The organism is Sphingobacterium litopenaei (assembly GCF_014692495.1).
GTDB classification, from domain to species: domain Bacteria; phylum Bacteroidota; class Bacteroidia; order Sphingobacteriales; family Sphingobacteriaceae; genus Sphingobacterium; species Sphingobacterium litopenaei.
In genome coordinates this window covers 1-19,528 of the sequence record NZ_JACOIJ010000048.1, presented here as the reverse complement: position 1 = coordinate 19,528, position 19,528 = coordinate 1, and the positions used below count along the sequence as shown (strand labels likewise).

Below are 19,528 nucleotides of genomic sequence, written 5' to 3'. Positions count from 1 at the left end.
GACTCACCCACATCCAACGGCCTCATTCGATTTCTGTGCGTCAGGCCAGAGATTTACCGCCGGCTTCCTTCAGATTCCCCCTCGCGAAGGACACCCTTGCCTTAAGTTAACGTTTCCCACTATCAAGACACGTTCGGGACTTACACCCTAGAGTTCACGCACATGCCGGGCGCACATAAAAACAAGAGTAACATTTTGTAATGTTACTCTTGTTTTTAAAAAGGAATTCTTGCTAAAGGGGCAACATCTTGCCCTACGAACTCTCCTTTTAAATATTTGTGATAGCCAGCTATGGCAATCATTGCGGCATTATCGGTACAATATTCAAATTTTGGAATAAACACACGCCATTTGTACTTCTCTCCCATGGCTAACAAGGATTCACGTAATCCTGAGTTAGCAGAAACACCTCCTGCAATAGCAACATCTTTTACACCTGTCTGCTTAGCAGCCTTTTTCAATTTATTCAATAAGATAGAAACGATTCTTTCTTGGACAGAAGCACAAATGTCATTCATATTTTCTTCCAAGAAGTTAGGATTCTTTTTCAATTCGCCTTGCACCATATATAGAATAGCCGTTTTCAATCCCGAAAAAGAAAAGTTCAAATCGGGAATTTGAGGCTCCGGCAATTTAAATGCGTTAGGATTTCCAAGTTTAGCATTCTTGTCAATTAATGGACCTCCAGGATATGGAAGATTTAAGATTTTAGCCGTCTTGTCAAAGGCTTCGCCTGCGGCATCATCCAATGTCTGACCAATTAATTCCATATCGAAATAATCTTTTACCAACACAATTTGCGTATGACCACCAGAAACTGTCAAACACAGAAAAGGAAAATTGGGTTTTGGATCATCGATAAAATGCGCCAAAATATGCGCCTGCATATGATTAATGTCGATTAAAGGAATATTCCGCGCCAAAGCAAATGACTTCGCAAATGAAGTTCCAACCAATAAAGAACCTAAAAGTCCAGGACCGCGCGTAAAAGCTACGGCATCTACATCATTTTTTGTAATTTTGGCTTGCTGTAATGCTTGATCAACCGTCGGAATAATATTTTGCTGATGCGCACGTGAAGCTAGCTCTGGTACTACTCCACCATATTTGGCATGAATAGCTTGTGTAGCAATAATATTTGATTTGATTTCACCGTTTATACAGATAGACGCTGAGGTCTCATCACACGACGACTCGATCCCTAGAATAACAGCCATTTTGGAAGAATTTATTTAACGCACAAAAGTATCAAAAAAATACTAAAAATAACGCTTTGGACAGTCGCGAGTATACTCTTACTCGTGCTTGTGGCTGTAATATCATTGCAGTTTTCTTCCGTACAAACTTATCTTACGAAGCGTGTAGCTACTTTTCTCAGCGAAGAATTGGACGCCAACATTTCGCTGGACAAAATTTATTTCAAACCATTTTCTACATTATCATTACAAAATCTTGCTATTACAGAACGTAACGGTGACACCACGTTTTACGCTAAAGAAACGAATGCAAATTTAGATCTTTTGCATTTCTTTGAAAATAAGGTTACTGTAGAACGAATTAAACTCGAAGGTGCATATCTTAACTATCAAATCTATCAGGATATTACTAACCTCTCGAAATATGTCAAATATTTCTCCAGTCCCAAAGATTCCACAAAGCCGAAAAAGAAAAAATTAGAACTCGCGTTAAACCGCATCGAACTTGTCAACAACAGGTTTCGAATGGTTAATCATAAATATACATTCCCACGCAAAGGTGTCAATTTTGCTGATCTCTATGTGACAGATTTTTCTGGGGTCTTAGATAAAATTAAGTTAGACTCCATTACCTCCGCACGAATCAATAAACTCACCTTGAAAGAGAAATCTGGATTTGAGGTTAAGGAAATTTCTACAAATGCTTCATATGGCAATAAAGAAATGAGATTTGAAGATTTGCTAATCAAAACCAATAATTCTACGCTACGAGATTTTTTGGTTTTTCAATACGATGATATAAAAGATTTCAGCTCTTTTATTACAGCAGTGAATGTTGAAGCTAATTTGAAAGATTCCTATGTCGATTCAAAAGACATCGAATTTTTTGCGCCATCTATGGAGCAGGTACAATTTACGACAGCTATTAATAATGCGGACTTACATGGTACTGTTTCTGATATTATAGCGCGAAATGTAGATTTGAGCACAGGTAAGAAAACTAATTTGGTTTCCAATTTCACCATAAAAGGTTTGCCAAACATTGACAAAACTATTTTTGGCTTTGCTATCAAAGAACTCAAAACTTCGGCTGAGGATATTGAATATTTTGTGCCCAAACTGGCGGACAATAAAAAAATTAGCTTGCCAAAGCAATTACATAATCTCAAAAATCTAAATTATACGGGTTCTTTTATAGGGCTTTACAATGATTTTGATGTAAAAGGAAATTTGGCCACAGGAGCTGGTTCTGTACAGGCAGATGCACATATCGCTATCAAGAATCAATTATCCTATAATGGTCGATTAATTAGCCGAAGCTTTCAAGCAGGTGATGTGTTGAATCAAAAAAGCATTGGCCAAACAGGTTTTGATTTAAAATTGAAAGGCAAAGGCATTACTTTAGACGACTTATATTTAGTTTTTGACGGCACAGCAAAACAACTTTCCTTTAATAAATACACTTACGAAAAAGTACATATTCTTGGCACTTTTGAAGATAAAATATTAGCCATTAACGGAGATATCAACGATAAAAATCTGCAATTGCTTTATGATGCGTCTATTGATTTACAACAATCGGATCCTAGTTATCTTCTAGATGCTGCTATTTCACATGCTTCACCAAACAAATTAGGATGGCTCAATAAGGATAGCGTCATCATTCATAAGGCGCACCTCAACACGAATTTGACTGGAAGCAACTTAAATACTATGACAGGCTATCTCTATGCAGATTCTGTCCAGTTGAGTACCAGCAAGGGATTGTTTGTTATTCAAGACATCAACTTTACGGCAGAAGGAAATGAACAAAATCGTATTCTTTCCTTAAATTCAGATGTATTGGACGCACATATCACAGGAGAAATTGATTTAAATACTATTGTTCCATATTTTCAGTCGTTGGCTTTGCGCTATGCGCCAGCTATTAATCTGCCAGTAAAGAAATATAATCCGCAAAATTTCAACTTAGATTTAAACGTGAAGTCGTTTCAACCGATTTCAGCATTGCTAGATCCGACCTTATCATTGGATGATGGCGCACATTTAAACGCACAGTTCTCTTCCGAAAATTATACAGCGAAGTTTGTTGCATTTAGTCCTTCGCTTGTCTATAAAGGTATTAAACTGAGCAATCTTTCTATTCTTGAAAATGCGGATGAAAAAGCCTTTTCTCTAGATTTAACAGCAGACAGAATCAATTTTGCAGACAGTACTTATATCAATTATATTTCTATACGAAATGTCTTAGCAAATGATAGTCTTGTCTTTAATGTAGAAATGTCCGAACGCAATGCAAACAACTATTTAAATTTAAATGGAGATATTCATTTTGCACCTAATAGTCCTGCCTTCATCCACTTCAAACCTTCGTACATTGTTATCAACAAAGATTCCTGGAATATTAACAATGATGCACAACTCCATATTTCTCAAGGAAAAATTTTCGTCAAAAACTTATTCTTAAGTCAAGAAAAACAACAAATAGAGTTGAATGGCATTCTTTCCAAAGAAAACGACAAATTAAATGTTCAATTCAATAATTTTAGTTTGACTTCGCTGAATGGACTGACCAAGCCTTTAGGAATTAATCTTCAAGGTTCATTAGATGGAAAAGTTGATGTCACTTCGGTTTTCAAAAATGCGGTAGCTTCAGCCAATATTCAAACAAGTGCTATTATTTACAATGAGATTCCAGTTGGACAATTGGCGTTGAATGCAGATTTCAACCCTACTTCGGGCAATATGTTGATTGATTTAAAACTTTTAGATCAACAGAAAAGAGGAGTTATCTTGAATGGAGAATACAATTTCTATGATGAGGATGAGCCTTTGGATTTAAAAGGCACACTTCAGGAAGCTGACTTAGTAATCTTTCAACCTTTCTTAAAGAATCTCGTTTCTGACTTACGTGGAAAAGGAAATGCCACGGTAGATATTAAAGGCACATTTAAAAATCCAAAAATTACGGGTATTGGCCGCTTTAATGATGCAGAATTCACGGTTAATTATCTGAATACACATTATTATGTGGACAACCAGATAGCAATGGTTGAGAACAACGCGATTATGCTGCAAAACTTATCGGTAAGAGATATTAAAGGAAATAAAGCGCAAGCAAATGGATTAATTAACCTCCAAAAATTAGCTAATCCTTATATCGATGTCGATTTGAGTGGTAACCGCTTTATGATTTTAAATACGAATTATAAAGATAACAATCTGTATTATGGGACTGCTTTTGCTACCGGTACTTTCCGATTCAAAGGGTATACTTCATCAATCAATATAGATATTGATGCAAAATCCGAGAGCGGTACTGCCATCACCTTGCCATTCAATTCGGCAATGACCATTTCGGATAATGATTTCATTTATTTCGTCAGTCCTGATTCTTCTGAAAATGAACTGCGCGCAAGACGAAACTTATTCAATGGTCTGACAATGAATATGAATCTGAACCTTACGCCTGATGCTGAGGTGAATTTACAAACGAGTATGGGTTCATTAAAAGGCAGTGGAAATGGCACTATATCGATGAAGATTTCTAGCTTAGGTGATTTTGAGATGTTCGGAGATTATGTGGTCAGCAAAGGTAAATTCCACTTCACCGCGCAAGATTTTATCAATAAATATTTTGATATCAAAGAAGGTGGAACCATCCGTTGGACAGGTAATCCTTCAGAAGCTGTAATTAATCTAAATGCCATCTATCAACAGCGCACAGCCATTGGCCCATTGTTTAATGCTGCCGGCCACACAGGAGATAACGAAAGGGTATTAGCACAAGCGGACATGCTTATAAAAGGCACATTAGAACAGCCCGACGTGACTTTTGATTTGAACTTTCCTCAAAATCCTTATATCAAAGATCAGTTACAAAGCTATTTAAGTGACGCCAACAACGTCAATCAACAAGCATTGAGTTTGATTGTACGAAGAAGTTTTACACCAAGTTCTACGAATGAAATTGGTCGAGAGGTAAACAATACTCTCCTCTCGGCAGGAACGGAAATCGCATTTAATCAGCTGAACAACATCATTTCTCAATCTTTAAACATCAATTTTCTGGATTTAAATATCCGCTCATTCAATGATGCTTCTGCATCAATACGTTTCTGGAATGACAGATTGGTTATTTCTGGAGGGATCACGGATCGTACAAATTATGAAGCTACCGATCTGACATTTTTCCGTCAAGGAGTTACTACAGATGCAGAACTTACGTATAAACTTAAGCAAGACGGCAGTCTCTTGTTCCGAGCTTACAATCGACCTTATACACGCAATTTCTTGATACGTTCTTTGGATGCAGAATATATCAATGCTTTAGGCTTAGTCTACCGTCAAGAATTTAACTCTTTGGGTGAATTCTGGAGAAGATTATGGATTTGGAAATCCGCTAAATAACTTCTTATCTCCTCTCACTTCTGTTTAAATAGATAACATAATATCTTCCGGAGAGTAATTACCTGTAATTTATAAAGAAAATTTTACTCCCTCTGCTATCAAACCCCTAATAACGGCTACACACTTTCTTAAAAGGAATAAATATCCTTTATTTACACACCATAATTTACTATAAATACAACAGCCGCCATCAACACATATTGCTTTCTACTTATTAATTACAATTAAAAAGTTGTATAAGCAACTTTTTAATTAAAAATTATTCTTTCCAAGACAATATGTAGATTCTTAACTACACGACAATTTAAAGCCTGTAAAATATAAATAAAGCAGATTTTATACCCATAATTTTGTGTAGCAATAAAGAATAAAAGGTAGCATATAAAGAATTTGCTACAACAACTAAACAGGAAAATCATAGGACGAATGACTAGTAAATTTCCTTGTGTAATGCAGACAATCACTGTCAATATTATCGAATTAGAATACGCAATAGCTGCTGGGTCGGCAACAGTATTAGCCGACGATGGAAATTTTCAAATGTTTGAAGACTGGCAAGAAGAAGAGGATGTAAGAAGAACTATCGACTGGTAAAAAAATTATTAAAAGCACAAAATAATGACTAAAGGCAATCTATATATGTATATATGCTTTATTTTAATAGCAGGAACATTTCTTTTTTCTTCATGTGAGAAAAGTCAAAATGAAACCCTCGATACCCAAAATGAGGCTTTATTAAGCATTAATTTGGAAGGATTAGAATATGAGGCTGAAACTGAACTATACGCAAATACTTCTACTTCTCCTGAAAAGGAAATTCCAGCACATATTCAATATGTAGACAAAGATTTTCATATTGAAAGTCAATTAATTCCTGTTCAAGAAAATAACGCTAAGGAACTAACCAAAGGGCTGAAACAAAATGCCAGCGCTGTTCGTAAAGAGTTGGTTAAAAATGTGAAATATAAGCTTTTGGTGTACGGCGATGAAGGGAATCTGGTCGCTTCACGCGATTATATATACGGTAGTGAAACTCTTGAATCCGCTATCGTGTTAAATACCTATACAAATTATACATTTATCGTTGTGAGTTCCCGATCCACCAGCCTTTTACCTTCGGTACAAAATGAAAAATCCTTAAGTACAGCTACTGTTGCGGATGTGAATTCAGACTTATTATATTGGAGCAAAACAACAAAACTCAGCAAAGGACAAAACTTCCTAGCAGCAATTCTAAAACAGAAATTCAGCGAAATAACTACCACTCTACAGATGGACCAAACCATGACAGGTGCTATCACAGCCATTTCTAATGCTGTATTTAATCCTGTGGTAGAAAAAGTAAGTTTAAAGCTTTCGGATGGCTCTCTTATTTATGGCACATTGAATACCGCAGTTAAAGGAGTAACATTCCCTGCGTTAGGAACAGGACAACGAACTATTACCGCAACCCCTACAACTTTAATTCATGATAAAACTAGTACGGCAAGTTTAAAATTTGGGACATTAACGGTAGATGGTGAGACCAAATCGAACATTACTGTATCTAATTTAAGTATCAAACCAGGATATCGTTATAATCTTATTCTAACTCTAAAAACTTGTACGGAAGCTGTAAATGGCACTAATGGTTTTAATTGGGAATTTGAAGAAACTAAAAAGACCATCAATGAAGGGACTTGGTGGAATCCCAAAAATGTAACCTATACGGGAATTAATTTTGATGCAAATACCTTTAAAAAAAATGGAGAGGTTATTTCCTTCCAATACACAGAAGTAGGTGCGGATTATGGATTTGTATATGATATTTTAGAATTAGATAATGCGTTCAATCTGGAGGTAAATGATCAACCTCTTTTTGGGACAAATGTCTCTACTAATGATATTCAATTTCAAAATAATGCTACGCTAACTACTCAAAATATTGAATTTGCGGATGGTAGCCAATATCAATCCAATCAAGTAGCCGCTATTTGGAACTTAAAAGGAACAGCTGCTAAGCCACTTGTTCGAGTTGTAATAGGACGAAATGGCGACGTACTGATTTATGGTAGCAAAACTAGCGGAGGAGAATTATTGCCATTACGCTTAAAGAACAATGCTAAATTCAACAAAGTAACTTGAATGGCGGTAACGGAACGAATAAAATCAAAGCCACAACAAGAGTTGAAGGTAAAACAGTCATGAAATCTTTGGGATCAGGCAGAAGAAAAATACCTTGTAAAGATTAATAAATATTAAGAGTGCAGCTTTAAGTTGCGCTCTTATTTTATATAAAGCTTAAGCAAATAATTCCATTCCTCTTCCAGCGTTCCTTTAAATTCTGGTTGTTTAGCACGATTGTACCAATACCGAGCATTCCACAAATCACCTTCTACTCTGTGCAAATAGGCATGAATATGCGCTGAAGTTGAATCATTTAAACGATCAATCAAATCATGGGCTTTCTGCCAATCACCTTTTGCATCATACCATAAAGCTTGTAACTGCACAGATAATACTGGAGGAAAATTATCTTTTGTTAGAGATTCTTTGTATTCTTGGATAGTCATAATAGCTAATATACTAATTACAGCTATTAAATAAATCCTATATTTACATAAACACATGACCAATGGATAAGCCTTTAGATTATTTAGAAATCAATAAAAATTCCTGGAATAAAAGAACAGAATTTCACGTACACTCGGAATTTTACGACCTACACGGCTTTTTGCAAGGAAACAGTTCGTTGAATCCTATTGAATTAGAACTATTAGGCGATCTGAAAGGGAAGGCTGTATTGCATTTACAATGCCATTTTGGTCAGGATAGCATTTCATTAAGCCGTCTGGGAGCTGAAGTTGTAGGTGTAGATTTATCAGATAAAGCAATTCAGACAGCAAGAGATTTAGCTGATCAGACAAATTCTTCGGCAAAATTCGTGTGCTGTGATATTTATGATTTACCAAATCATTTGGATCAAGAATTCGACATAGTATTTACCAGCTATGGTACTATTGGTTGGCTACCTGATTTGAATAAATGGGCAAATGTAATTTCTCATTTCCTTAAGCCTAATGGAAAATTTGTCTTTGTGGAATTTCATCCTGTGGTATGGATGTTTGATGATAATTTTGAAAAAGTTGGTTACAATTACTTCAATACAGGACCAATTGTAGAAAAAGAAAAGGGAACTTATGCAGACCGCGAAACAGATATCCATCAAGAATATGTCTATTGGAATCACGATTTGGGTGAAGTTTTGAGCAGTTTAATCCAAAATGGATTACAGATTAGCTCCTTTGCGGAGTATGATTATTCACCCTACAACTGTTTTCAACATACGGTGGAATTTGGACCCAAAAAGTTTAAAATAAAACACCTGGATAATAAAATACCAATGGTTTATTCTATCGTAGCAGACAAAAGATAAACGAATTTTATAATTTAAAAACGTCATTTCGAAAAAGTGCAAAGAAATTAGAAATCTAATAACAAGCATTAGATTTCTCCTCATGACTCGTCGAAATGACGTTTAAATTAATATATCCCCTATGGATTCTATTTAAATTTTCCTGCTAAAGCCGCTAATTTGGCTGCCATATCTGTTTCAGGAGCTTTTTCTTCTCTACGTTCAGAACGTTTACGAGGTGCAGACTTTTGTTCGGTTTTCATGGTTAAAGCAATACGACTACGCTTTTCGTCAACTTCTGTTACTGTCACCATCACTTGTTGTTGCACTTTCACCACTTCATGCGGATCTGAAACAAAATGATTAGCCAATTGACTCAAATGCACTAAACCATCTTGATGCACACCGATATCCACGAAAGCTCCAAAATTGGTAATATTCGTTACGATTCCTGGCAATTTCATACCTACTTTCAAATCCGAAATAGCATTCACGCCATCTGTAAAAGAAAAGGCTTCAAACTGCTCACGAGGATCTAATCCTGGTTTAGCTAATTCGGCAATAATATCATTTAAGGTTGGCAAGCCAACTTCATCTGAAATATATTTTTTTAAATCAATCTTCTTACGAAGCTGTTCGTCTTTCATCAATTCGATTACTCCAACTCCCAAATCTTTTGCCATTTGCTCAACCAATTCATAACGTTCTGGGTGAACTGCAGAAGCATCCAAAGGATGTTTTGCATTACGAATTCGCAAGAAACCTGCTGCTTGTTCAAAGGCTTTATCACCCAAACGAGGAACTTTCTTCAATTCACGACGTGAACTAAAAGGACCATTTTCTTTACGGTAATTCACAATCTGTTGAGCTAATGCTGGTCCTAATCCCGATATATACGATAAGATTTGTTTAGAAGCAGTATTAAGCTCTACTCCAACTGCATTTACACAAGAAACAACGGTATCATCTAATGCGGATTGCAATTTATTTTGATCCACATCATGTTGATATTGTCCGACACCTATAGATTTAGGGTCAATTTTGACCAATTCAGCCAAAGGATCCATCAAGCGACGACCGATTGATACTGCACCACGAACCGTCACATCATAATCAGAAAATTCTTCACGTGCCACTTCTGAAGCCGAATAAATAGATGCACCACTTTCATTCACCATCACAATGGTTACATCTTTCAATCCCAATTTGCGAACAAAATCTTCAGTCTCACGACCTGCTGTACCATTACCAATTGCAATAGCTTCCACGTCATACTTAGAAACTAAATATTTGATCGTACGTTCTGCTTCAGCGACACCACCCGAGCCATTATGTGGGAAAATTGCTGTATTTTCTAATAAGTTACCCTGCGCATCCAACACGACAGTTTTACAACCAGTACGGAAACCTGGATCAATAGCCATCAAACGTTTTTGACCAAGAGGTGCTGCTAATAATAACTGACGTACATTATCTGCAAATACTTTGATTGCTTCTTCATCCGCACGTTGACGTGTCAAGACGCGGATTTCAGTTTCCATCGAAGGTTTCAACAAGCGTTTGTAACCATCATATAAAGCTAATTCAACTTGCTTAGCCGCTTCGTTATTCCCTTTTAAATATACCTTTTCGATTTTAGGAATAACCAATTCCTCTTCCACCTCGATATCCAAATACAGCAATTCTTCCTTTTCGCCACGGCGCATAGCTAATACACGATGTGAAGGCGCTTTATCTAAAGGTTCGGACCATTCGAAATAATCTTTGTATTTCAACGCAGCCTCTTCTTTTCCTGGCACGACACGCGAAACGAAATTTCCTTTTTCCAAGAAAACTTTACGTACCTGTGCACGCACTTCAGCATCTTCCGCTACTGTTTCGGCAATAATATCTCTTGCTCCTGCAAAAGCTTCTTCCAAACTATTAACGCCCAATTCTTCATTTAAGAATTGTTCTGCAAAAGGTTCTATATCACCAGATTTTTGCTCCATCAAATAATCCGCTAAAGGTTGTAAACCTTTTTCACGTGCGATTAAAGCTCTGGTACGGCGCTTTGGTTTATATGGTAAATAGATATCTTCTAATGATGACATCGTCTCCGCACCGCGAACCAATTCTTCCAATTCAGGTGTCAGCTTACCTTGATCTTGAATAGATTTTAAGACTGCTTCTTTACGTTTATCTAAATCGCGCAATTGCAGAATACGATCGCGAATCGCCGTAATTTGCACCTCATCCAAAGAACCAGTCATCTCCTTACGGTAACGGGAGATAAATGGTATAGTCGCGCCCTCATCCAACAATGCTAAAGTTGTACTCACTTGTTTTTGTGTAATAGACAACTCTTTTGAAATAATAATCTCGTGTGACATATCTAATGTTATAATCGTATAGTAACGAGAAAGCTGCTGAAATATGATTTCAACAGCTTTTTCTTATCAGTTTTTGCTAATAATTATGCGTTTTGTGAAGGATTTTCTTTAGTTTGTTCTGATTCTGTATTTGGTTCAGCATCTGATTCTTCTCCTTCTTTTGATTCTTCTTCAAAGTAATCATTATAACCATATTTATAGTATTCCGTCTCATCTACAGGATGCGCTCCTGGGTCATGCTGAACTGTATTTTCTGGTTGCGAAAATTGAGGAAATTTCTTCTCTTCTACAGGAGCTTCTTCTACTGCAACTACTTCGACATCTTCTGATGCTGCAGGAGTCTGAGGCTCCGCAGGTGCAGAAGTATATGTAGGTTTATCATCTACTTTTACATCCAAGTCTTTTTCAAAATTGTTAATTTGATCCGAAATTTCACGTTTGATATCCTCAGAAGCATCTTTAAATTCACGAATACCTCTACCCAAACCTCTTGCTAACTCAGGTAATTTCTTACCACCAAACAACAACAAAATCACGATCACAATAAGGATCATTTCCTGAGTACCAATATTTAAAAAAGCCAATATCATTTCTTAATCAATTTAAATTTTACTAAGATTGCTAAGGTAAGTTTAATCTGCTTTTTGACCAATAGTAATTTGTAAATATTTAGACACATTTCAAAAACCTTAGTTTGCTAGGAAACTTTCGTACCTTTGCGAGCTATTTCGACAGTATATGTTTAGTAAAAACAAAAAACTCAAGACGTATTATTTCAGTGCATTAGCCTTAGCAATTCCAATCATTATCGCACAATTGGGGCACACGCTTGTGCAGACCTCCGATACGATGATAATTGGTCATTTCTTAGGTAAAATATCCCTTGCCGCATCCTCTCTAGCGCACTCTGTGTTTATGATGGTATTGGTTTTTGGTTTGGGTATAGCTTACGGATTAACTCCACTTATAGCTCAAGCAAGTGGCAAAAACAATAAAGAGGAAATTGCAAAACTTCTTTCTAACAGTATTTGGATAAATCTTGCATGCAGTATACTTTTATTTTGTGGAGTTTACTATGGATCCATGTTTGTGATGCAACACGCAGATCAAGATCCTTTAGTCGTCGAAGAAGCTAAGCCTTACCTACTCGTTTTAAGCATTTCTATATTTCCATTAATGATTTTTAGTGCTTTTAAACAGTTTGCGGAAGGATTAGGTTTTACAAAACAAGCCATGCGCATTACCATTTGGGGCAATGTACTTAATGTCATATTAGCAATTATATTCGTAAAAGGCATGTTTGGTATTGAGCCAATGGGTATTGCTGGCGTCGGCATAGCAACATTGACTGATAGAATTTTAATGATGGTTGTAATGGTTTTATACGTATTGAAATCCAAACATTTTCAACCATATATCAGCAAATTCAATTTCTTTTCGATTCAGAAAGAACTCATTAAATCAATCTTAAAATTGGGAACACCTGTTGCCTTTCAATATTTCTTTGAAGTAAGTGCTTTCGCAGGAGCTTCTCTAATTGCTGGAAAAATTAGTGCTTTGGATCAAGCTGCCCACAATGTGGCTATTACACTTGCCTCTATGACGTATATGATAGGATTAGGAATTTCTGGAGCAACTACTATAAAGGTTGGGAATAGTTTAGGAAAGGAAAATTATCCACGGTTGAAGACATTTGCAAAAGTATCTTATCACATCATTTTAGTATACACCATATGTACAGCTATCTTTTTCGCTGTTTTTAATTATCCTTTAGCTTCCCTAATGACAAAAGATATGGATGTCGTCGCTTTAGCAGCACAATTATTAATAATTGCTGGAATTTTTCAACTCTTTGATGGCACGCAAGTAATTGGGCTTGGAATACTAAGAGGTATGGGAGATGTGAATATCCCAACACTGATCACATTATTGGCATATTGGGGCGTTGGCTTACCAAGTGGCTATTATATGGGCGTTAATTTAGGATTAGGGATTCAAGGTGTTTGGTACGGACTGACATTCGCTTTATTAACATCGTCGCTCTTATTGTACTTACGCTATCGTGTTATGATAAAAAAGAAATTAGCTATTACTTAATTATTGACAAGAAATAGCACCATCTATCTGAAGTAATGGGCTGAGGTAAGGTATATCCAAGTTCGCGCCACGCAACATAAACCATAAGCCCATTAGGATATAAAGCAGGGGCAATACTGACGAGAACTTGAATTTGAAGAGTTTCTTTGGAAGAGTTGTTAAAAGGGAAAATAAAAGCATTAAAGGCAAAGTTCCTAAGCCAAAACAAACCATAAATTGCAAACTCAACAATGAGGTTTCCGCATTCATAGCCGAAGCTACTGCCATATAAACCATGCCACATGGCAAAAATCCATTTAATATTCCAGCGATAAATGAACCATTAGGTTTGTACAACCATTTGCCCATAGCTTTGGCAAAAGGTTGAATTGTTTTGGTTTGAAAAGCAGCTAGCGCTGGAAATTTATGCATAAAAGCATAGGAAATTCCAATCAGGATTAAAATAACACCTGTAAAAATAGAAAATCCTTGTTGTGAACCTTTCAACGCTATAGAACTTCCCAAAACACCAAATAATAATCCAATAAGACCATAGGTCAATATTCGTCCAACTTGGTAAAGAATTTTATTAAGGGCGACAGAAAATGAGAACTGCTGATGTTGTTGCAGAGCAAAAAGTAATGGTCCACACATTAAGGTACAATGTATGCTACCAAACAACCCCATAAAAAAACCCAGCAGATTGTAACTCATTTTATTGAATATATAAGGGCTGATTGTGAAAATAATTTTTATCACCTTGTTTCCACACTATTTCCACCGACCAATTTCCTTTGGTGAAGGAAGATACAGGCAACTTAAATTCTTTATCTTTTGTGTAGAATGGAATTTCTTTGTCCAAAGAACCGTCCGAAGGACGTTTGAAGGTTAGCTTACCTTTATTATCAGTACTTACAAATTGAATAGTCAACGTATCATTTTGCAAAGAAAGAACAGGTTTAGCATGATCATCTAAAAGATTCTGTTTACTATCGTACACCTCATCATAAGTAAAACTATTTTCATAATAATTCTCATCGATAAGCGAATCCGAATCATGTGTGACCATATATATTCCAGACCCGACAATGAAAAGCATAAAGCTGGCCATTCCGACCACGATTTTATTTCCCCAATTCATAGTGTTTATTATTTGCTCCTGGAGGACAGATGAATGTTGTTTTTAATGTATTCATTTCCTTACCTTCAGAAAGTATCATTATAGATGTTTTCGTTTTATACGTCGAAATATTATTTTTATCCGTAATCAAGAAAAAGGACATTTTCGCTGTACCATCTTTCGCTAAAGAATCGATCTTGTTTACCAATTTCAATTCATATTTGGCTTCGCTGGCTTTTAATTCAAAAGGAATAGGATGTCCACTTTTATTTATTACTTCAATAGTATATAGATTGCTGATTCTACCATCAGGTTGTGTTTGATAGGTACTTCCTGTAGCACGCAACAATGAACCATCTATTTCTGAACGATTGAATATTAAAAATAAGAACACAACAGTCAATACAACCAATACCGAAGAATAAAGAATTTGTCGAGTATAGCTCTTTTGGAAATCTTTCTTTCCTTCCACTTCGCCTAAAGAATAAAAGCCAATAAGACGTTTAGGCTTACCGATTTTTTCCATCACAGCATCACAAGCATCGATACAGGCTGTACAATTGACACATTCTAACTGTACACCATTTCGGATATCAATTCCAGTAGGACATACGTGCACACACAGCCCACAGTCTACACAATCTCCTTTCTTAGCTTCGTCTTTCTTATTTACTTTTCCCCTTGGCTCCCCTCTTTCGACATTATAGGCCACGGACATACTTTGGTCATCCAAAAGTACCCCTTGAAACCTTCCATAAGGACAAATCGTAGTACATACAATCTCACGTACATGCGCAAAAACAGCATAAAACAAAGCGGTAAAAATAGCTATCGAAATAAACCCACCTAAATGCTGATTAATAGGTTCAGTAATGATTTTCAGCAACGCATCGACACCTATTATATAGGCTAAGAAGATATTAGAAATAAAACAGGAGATAAGAATAAATATCGTATGCTTAAGGAGCTTTTTCCATGCCCTAGCATCCGTATTCGGTCCCTCATTTAATTTCTTTTGTTGTGTCCAATCACCTTCTATTAAGTATTCGATTCGACGAAATATTAACTCCATGAAGATAGTTTGAGGACAAGTCCAACCACACCATACTCGGCCAAAAACGGCTGTAAACAGCACGATTCCGACCATAATAATCAACATTCCAAAGACGAAAATATGCAGGTCCTGAGGGAAAAACATATTTCCGAAGATGGAGAACTTACGTTCTACAATGTTGAACATCAAGAATGGATTGCCATTCAATTTGATAAAGGGAGCTAGAAATAGAAACAGCAACAAACCATAACCCACCCACTGCCTGTAATTATACAATTTACCTGATGGTTTTTTGGCATAAATCCAGTTTCTTTTTTTTCCTTTAGAAGGTAAGACGGGACCTTCGTTATTGTTCACCACTGCTTCCATTTCGCTCACTTTTGCTAACAAATAATAATTAAACTAAATTATATTTCTTATTGGGCAGCTGATTCCTCAGCACCTTCTGATTCATATTTTACTTCCACACCTTCTGCAGGTTTTTGATTACCAGGGTTAGTATCACGCAATGTCACGATATAACTTGCGACTTCTGCGATTTGACCCGGAGTCAACGTTTGTTCCCAAGGCACCATACCTTTTTCAGGTACACCATATTTAATAGTTTTGAACAAATCTTTGATTTCGCCACCATGCAACCAGAATCTATCTGTCAAGTTTGGACCAATTTGTCCTTCACCATTAGCTCCATGACAGGCAGCACAGTTTGCTGTAAAGATGGCTTTACCAGCCGGTGCTAATGCGGCATTGAATTCTACAGAATTTTCATCCACTAAATTTGCAGCTTGAGCCAAGTATTCTTGTTTTGCTTTCTCTGCTAATTCTACTTCCCGCACATATTCCTGGTCTTGATTCAATCCCCAACCAAATACGTGGTAAACCATAAGGTATACTAAGCCAAAGAATATTGTACCATAGAATAAAGCATTGAACCAAAGAGGTACGGGATTATCTAACTCTGTAATACCATCATATTCATGGTCGATTGTGATATCTTTTTCTTCCTCAATAGGACGAACACCTAATAATTTGCGCCAAGAAGCAGCGGCTTTAATTTTTCGCTCTGCAGCTAAAATACGTTTTTGCTCAGCTTCCTTTTTGACAACCTCAGGCATAGTGATATTTAGGATAGATTTCATCGCTTTATTCACCACCACTGCCGCGAAAAGCAATGCTATCATCACCACGATCAAAGTAATAACCAAAATATCACTATACAAATTGACCGTCCCTAGTTTCCATTGCGATACTTCAGCTACCACTTCAGTACCATTTATTATTTCATTCATAACTTCTAATTGCTATCGGATAAATATTTCGATTTTGGCTCTGATTCATCGAAAGGAATCTCTTTCATATATTGAATGTGATCCTTTTTCATTAAAAACAACATCAATCCAACGATGATAAAGAATATCAAGAATATCCATAGTGATGTCATTAAATAGATTTCATCACCTTGTAAGTTTGTTATTTGCTTAAACATAATACCTCTGATTAATGGTTATTATTCTGTTTTACTAGCCTTGATATCTGTTCCCAAACGTTGCAAATAAGCGATTAAAGCTACGATTTCACGATCAGATTTCACCTCTACTTGATTAGCTGCCAAATCAGCTACAATTCCTTTTGCTTGTTTGTCTACATCTTGCAGTGCATTGTTAATCTCTGCATCGGTATAAGGTACGCCCAATGATTTCATGGCTTCCATTTTCGCTTGCAAGTTGGAGTTATCCAATTCTTGCTCGATTAACCAAGGATATGCAGGCATGATACTTCCTGGAGAGGTAATCGTCGGATCCAACATGTGGTCAAAGTGCCATTTGTTTGGATATTTACCACCTATACGGTGCAAGTCAGGTCCAGTACGTTTTGATCCCCATAAGAATGGTCTATCATATACGAATTCCCCTGCTTTCGAATATTCACCATAACGAGACGTTTCCGAACGGAAAGGACGAATAGTTTGAGAGTGACAGTTTACACAACCTTCACGGATGTACAAATCACGACCTTGTAATTCTAATGCTGTATAAGGTTTTACACTAGCAATTGTAGGTACATTATTTTGAATCGTAAATGTTGGAATCATTTCTACCAAACCACCGATCAGAATAGCGATCAAAGCCAATACCATGAATAAAACTGGTTTACGTTCTAATCTACGGTGGGTAGCACGTTCATTCACTACAACTGGCTCTAATGCTGGTGCTTCAGCAGCTTCGTTAGCCAATAGTTTTCCTTTTTTCATGGTTTTCACCAAGTTGTACGTCATCATGATTACACCTGACAAATACAAGGCTCCACCAATAGCACGCATCATGTGCATAGGGATGATTTCCAAGGTAGTAGCTAGGAAGTTAGGGTATTTCAATACACCTTCCGGAGTAAATTCTTTCCACATCAAACCTTGTACTACAGCAGCCCAATACATTGGAATTGCGTAGAACAAAATACCTAATGTTCCGATCCAGAAGTGTGCATTAGCTAATTTTTTAGAATATAATTCAGTTTTGTAAATACGAGGTAACAACCAATATAAGATAGCGAATGTCATAAATCCATTCCATCCCAAAGCACCTACATGCACGTGTGCTACGATCCAATCTGTAAAGTGCGCAATAGCATTCACTTGTTTAAGTGACAACATAGGACCTTCGAAAGTCGCCATACCGTAACATGTCAATGCTACAACCATGAATTTCAACACAGGCTCTATACGAACCTTATCCCAAGCACCACGCAATGTCAACAAACCGTTGATCATACCACCCCAAGATGGAGCAATCAACATAATGGAAAATACAACACCTAAAGATTGTACCCAAGATGGCAATGAAGTATATAATAAGTGGTGAGGTCCAGCCCAGATATAAATAAATATCAATGACCAGAAGTGAAGGATACTTAATTTGTAAGAGTAAACAGGACGATTAGCCATTTTTGGCAAGAAATAATACATCATACCCAAAAATGGAGTAGTCAAAAAGAATGCAACCGCATTATGACCATACCACCATTGTACCAAGGCATCTTGTACACCTGAATACACATAGTAGCTTTTCCAAAATGTAACAGGTAACTGAATGGAGTTTACGATGTGTAATACGGCTACAGTAACAAACGTAGCTATGTAAAACCATACTGCCACATACATATGGCGCTCTCTACGTTTGATGATCGTACCAAACATATTAATACCAAAAACCACCCAGATCAAGGTAATACCTAAGTCAATAGGCCATTCCATTTCCGCATATTCGTGCGAAGAAGTAAAACCTAATGGTAGTGTAATTGCCGATGCGACGATAATCAATTGCCATCCCCAGAAATGTATTTTACTTAATACATCACTGAACATACGTGATTTTAATACCCGTTGAAGCGAATAATAGACACCCATAAAAATAGCATTACCCACAAAAGCAAAAATTACCGCATTGGTATGTACTGGACGTACGCGTCCAAATGTGGTATACTGGGTCAAAAAATTCAATTCGGGCCATATCAATTGACATGCTACCAGCAAACCGATAGACATACCTACGATACCCCAAATTATAGTCGCGATACCAAAATTGCGAACTATCTTGTTGTCGTAACTAAATTGCTCTAGATGCATTACTTTATCATTTTGTTTAACGATGTAAAAGTAATGACACTTTGATGACAGGCTAATGACCTGGCTTTGAATTAAAAGTGACTTTCATCACAATACCTAAAACAAGAAAAGGCTTGAATAATTTGAGGGCACTGAAAAAGTCCCCTTTTATATTGGGCCAAAAAAAAAGGAGTGGAAAGTGCATTTTCTACTCCTTTTTTTGTATCTTAAATTAAGCTTTAACGGATATCAGGATGCTTTCTACCCAACAAAAAATACAGTTCAGTTCTTATTCAGGATTGTAC

The 19,528-nt window shown here is 36.6% G+C and carries 15 protein-coding genes; 5 read left to right on the top strand and 10 right to left on the bottom strand.

Annotation, left to right across the window (positions count from 1 at the left end):
- Window positions 1-215: 215 nt before the first annotated feature.
- The gene (gene tsaD, locus H8B04_RS15795) at window positions 216-1,217 is read right to left on the bottom strand and encodes a tRNA (adenosine(37)-N6)-threonylcarbamoyltransferase complex transferase subunit TsaD (protein ID WP_190302967.1); all 1,002 of its coding nucleotides are present in this window, start codon (window positions 1,215-1,217) and stop codon (window positions 216-218) included.
- A 9-nt stretch (window positions 1,218-1,226) separates the two neighbouring features.
- Between tsaD and H8B04_RS17365 the strand changes: the two genes are divergently transcribed.
- The 3 genes from H8B04_RS17365 to H8B04_RS15780 all read left to right on the top strand — a co-directional run bounded on the left by H8B04_RS17365 (window position 1,227) and on the right by H8B04_RS15780 (window position 7,730).
- Window positions 1,227-5,606, top strand: coding sequence for a translocation/assembly module TamB domain-containing protein (locus H8B04_RS17365; RefSeq protein ID WP_449449432.1), 4,380 nt, complete (start codon window positions 1,227-1,229; stop codon window positions 5,604-5,606).
- A gap of 426 nt (window positions 5,607-6,032) precedes the next feature.
- Entirely contained in the window at window positions 6,033-6,200 is a 168-nt protein-coding gene (locus tag H8B04_RS15785; RefSeq protein WP_165292368.1) for a hypothetical protein, read from the top strand.
- 45 nt (window positions 6,201-6,245) lie between these two features.
- The gene (locus tag H8B04_RS15780; protein ID WP_223815465.1) at window positions 6,246-7,730 is read left to right on the top strand and encodes a fimbrillin family protein; all 1,485 of its coding nucleotides are present in this window, start codon (window positions 6,246-6,248) and stop codon (window positions 7,728-7,730) included.
- A 140-nt stretch (window positions 7,731-7,870) separates the two neighbouring features.
- Here the strand turns inward: H8B04_RS15780 and H8B04_RS15775 are convergent, their stop codons facing one another.
- Window positions 7,871-8,158, bottom strand: a complete 288-nt coding sequence (locus H8B04_RS15775) for a hypothetical protein (RefSeq protein WP_190302964.1) — start codon at window positions 8,156-8,158, stop codon at window positions 7,871-7,873.
- 62 nt (window positions 8,159-8,220) lie between these two features.
- Between H8B04_RS15775 and H8B04_RS15770 the strand changes: the two genes are divergently transcribed.
- Window positions 8,221-9,021: a class I SAM-dependent methyltransferase gene (locus H8B04_RS15770; RefSeq protein WP_190302963.1), complete on the top strand. Its 801-nt coding sequence runs from the start codon at window positions 8,221-8,223 to the stop codon at window positions 9,019-9,021.
- 128 nt (window positions 9,022-9,149) lie between these two features.
- Here the strand turns inward: H8B04_RS15770 and H8B04_RS15765 are convergent, their stop codons facing one another.
- Entirely contained in the window at window positions 9,150-11,372 is a 2,223-nt protein-coding gene (locus H8B04_RS15765; protein ID WP_165292364.1) for a Tex family protein, read from the bottom strand.
- An 83-nt stretch (window positions 11,373-11,455) separates the two neighbouring features.
- Window positions 11,456-11,962 carry a Sec-independent protein translocase subunit TatA/TatB gene (locus tag H8B04_RS15760; RefSeq protein WP_165292363.1) on the bottom strand — a complete coding sequence of 169 codons (507 nt, stop codon included), beginning with the start codon at window positions 11,960-11,962 and terminating at the stop codon, window positions 11,456-11,458.
- Window positions 11,963-12,110: 148 nt separating this feature from the next.
- On the opposite strand from H8B04_RS15760, the gene H8B04_RS15755 reads away from it, so the two are divergent.
- Complete coding sequence (locus tag H8B04_RS15755) at window positions 12,111-13,469, top strand: MATE family efflux transporter (protein ID WP_190302962.1); 1,359 nt, start codon at window positions 12,111-12,113, stop codon at window positions 13,467-13,469.
- Here the strand turns inward: H8B04_RS15755 and H8B04_RS15750 are convergent, their stop codons facing one another.
- The 6 genes from H8B04_RS15750 to ccoN are packed head-to-tail and all read right to left on the bottom strand — an operon-like array spanning window position 13,470 to window position 19,244.
- Complete coding sequence (locus H8B04_RS15750; RefSeq protein WP_165292361.1) at window positions 13,470-14,162, bottom strand: sulfite exporter TauE/SafE family protein; 693 nt, start codon at window positions 14,160-14,162, stop codon at window positions 13,470-13,472.
- Between the two features lies 1 nt (window position 14,163).
- Window positions 14,164-14,589, bottom strand: a complete 426-nt coding sequence (locus tag H8B04_RS15745) for a FixH family protein (RefSeq protein ID WP_190302961.1) — start codon at window positions 14,587-14,589, stop codon at window positions 14,164-14,166.
- Entirely contained in the window at window positions 14,573-16,012 is a 1,440-nt protein-coding gene (ccoG, locus tag H8B04_RS15740) for a cytochrome c oxidase accessory protein CcoG (RefSeq protein WP_317170674.1), read from the bottom strand. The genes H8B04_RS15745 and ccoG overlap by 17 nt, the downstream gene beginning before the upstream one ends.
- A 26-nt stretch (window positions 16,013-16,038) precedes the next feature.
- A complete protein-coding gene (locus tag H8B04_RS15735) occupies window positions 16,039-16,911 on the bottom strand; it encodes a cbb3-type cytochrome c oxidase N-terminal domain-containing protein (RefSeq protein WP_165292359.1) in 873 nt (290 codons plus the stop codon).
- Window positions 16,912-16,916: 5 nt separating this feature from the next.
- Complete coding sequence (locus H8B04_RS15730) at window positions 16,917-17,108, bottom strand: hypothetical protein (protein ID WP_165292358.1); 192 nt, start codon at window positions 17,106-17,108, stop codon at window positions 16,917-16,919.
- A 21-nt stretch (window positions 17,109-17,129) separates the two neighbouring features.
- On the bottom strand, window positions 17,130-19,244 hold the full coding sequence (gene ccoN / locus H8B04_RS15725; RefSeq protein ID WP_165292357.1) for a cytochrome-c oxidase, cbb3-type subunit I: 2,115 nt from the start codon (window positions 19,242-19,244) through the stop codon (window positions 17,130-17,132).
- Window positions 19,245-19,528 lie beyond the last annotated feature (284 nt).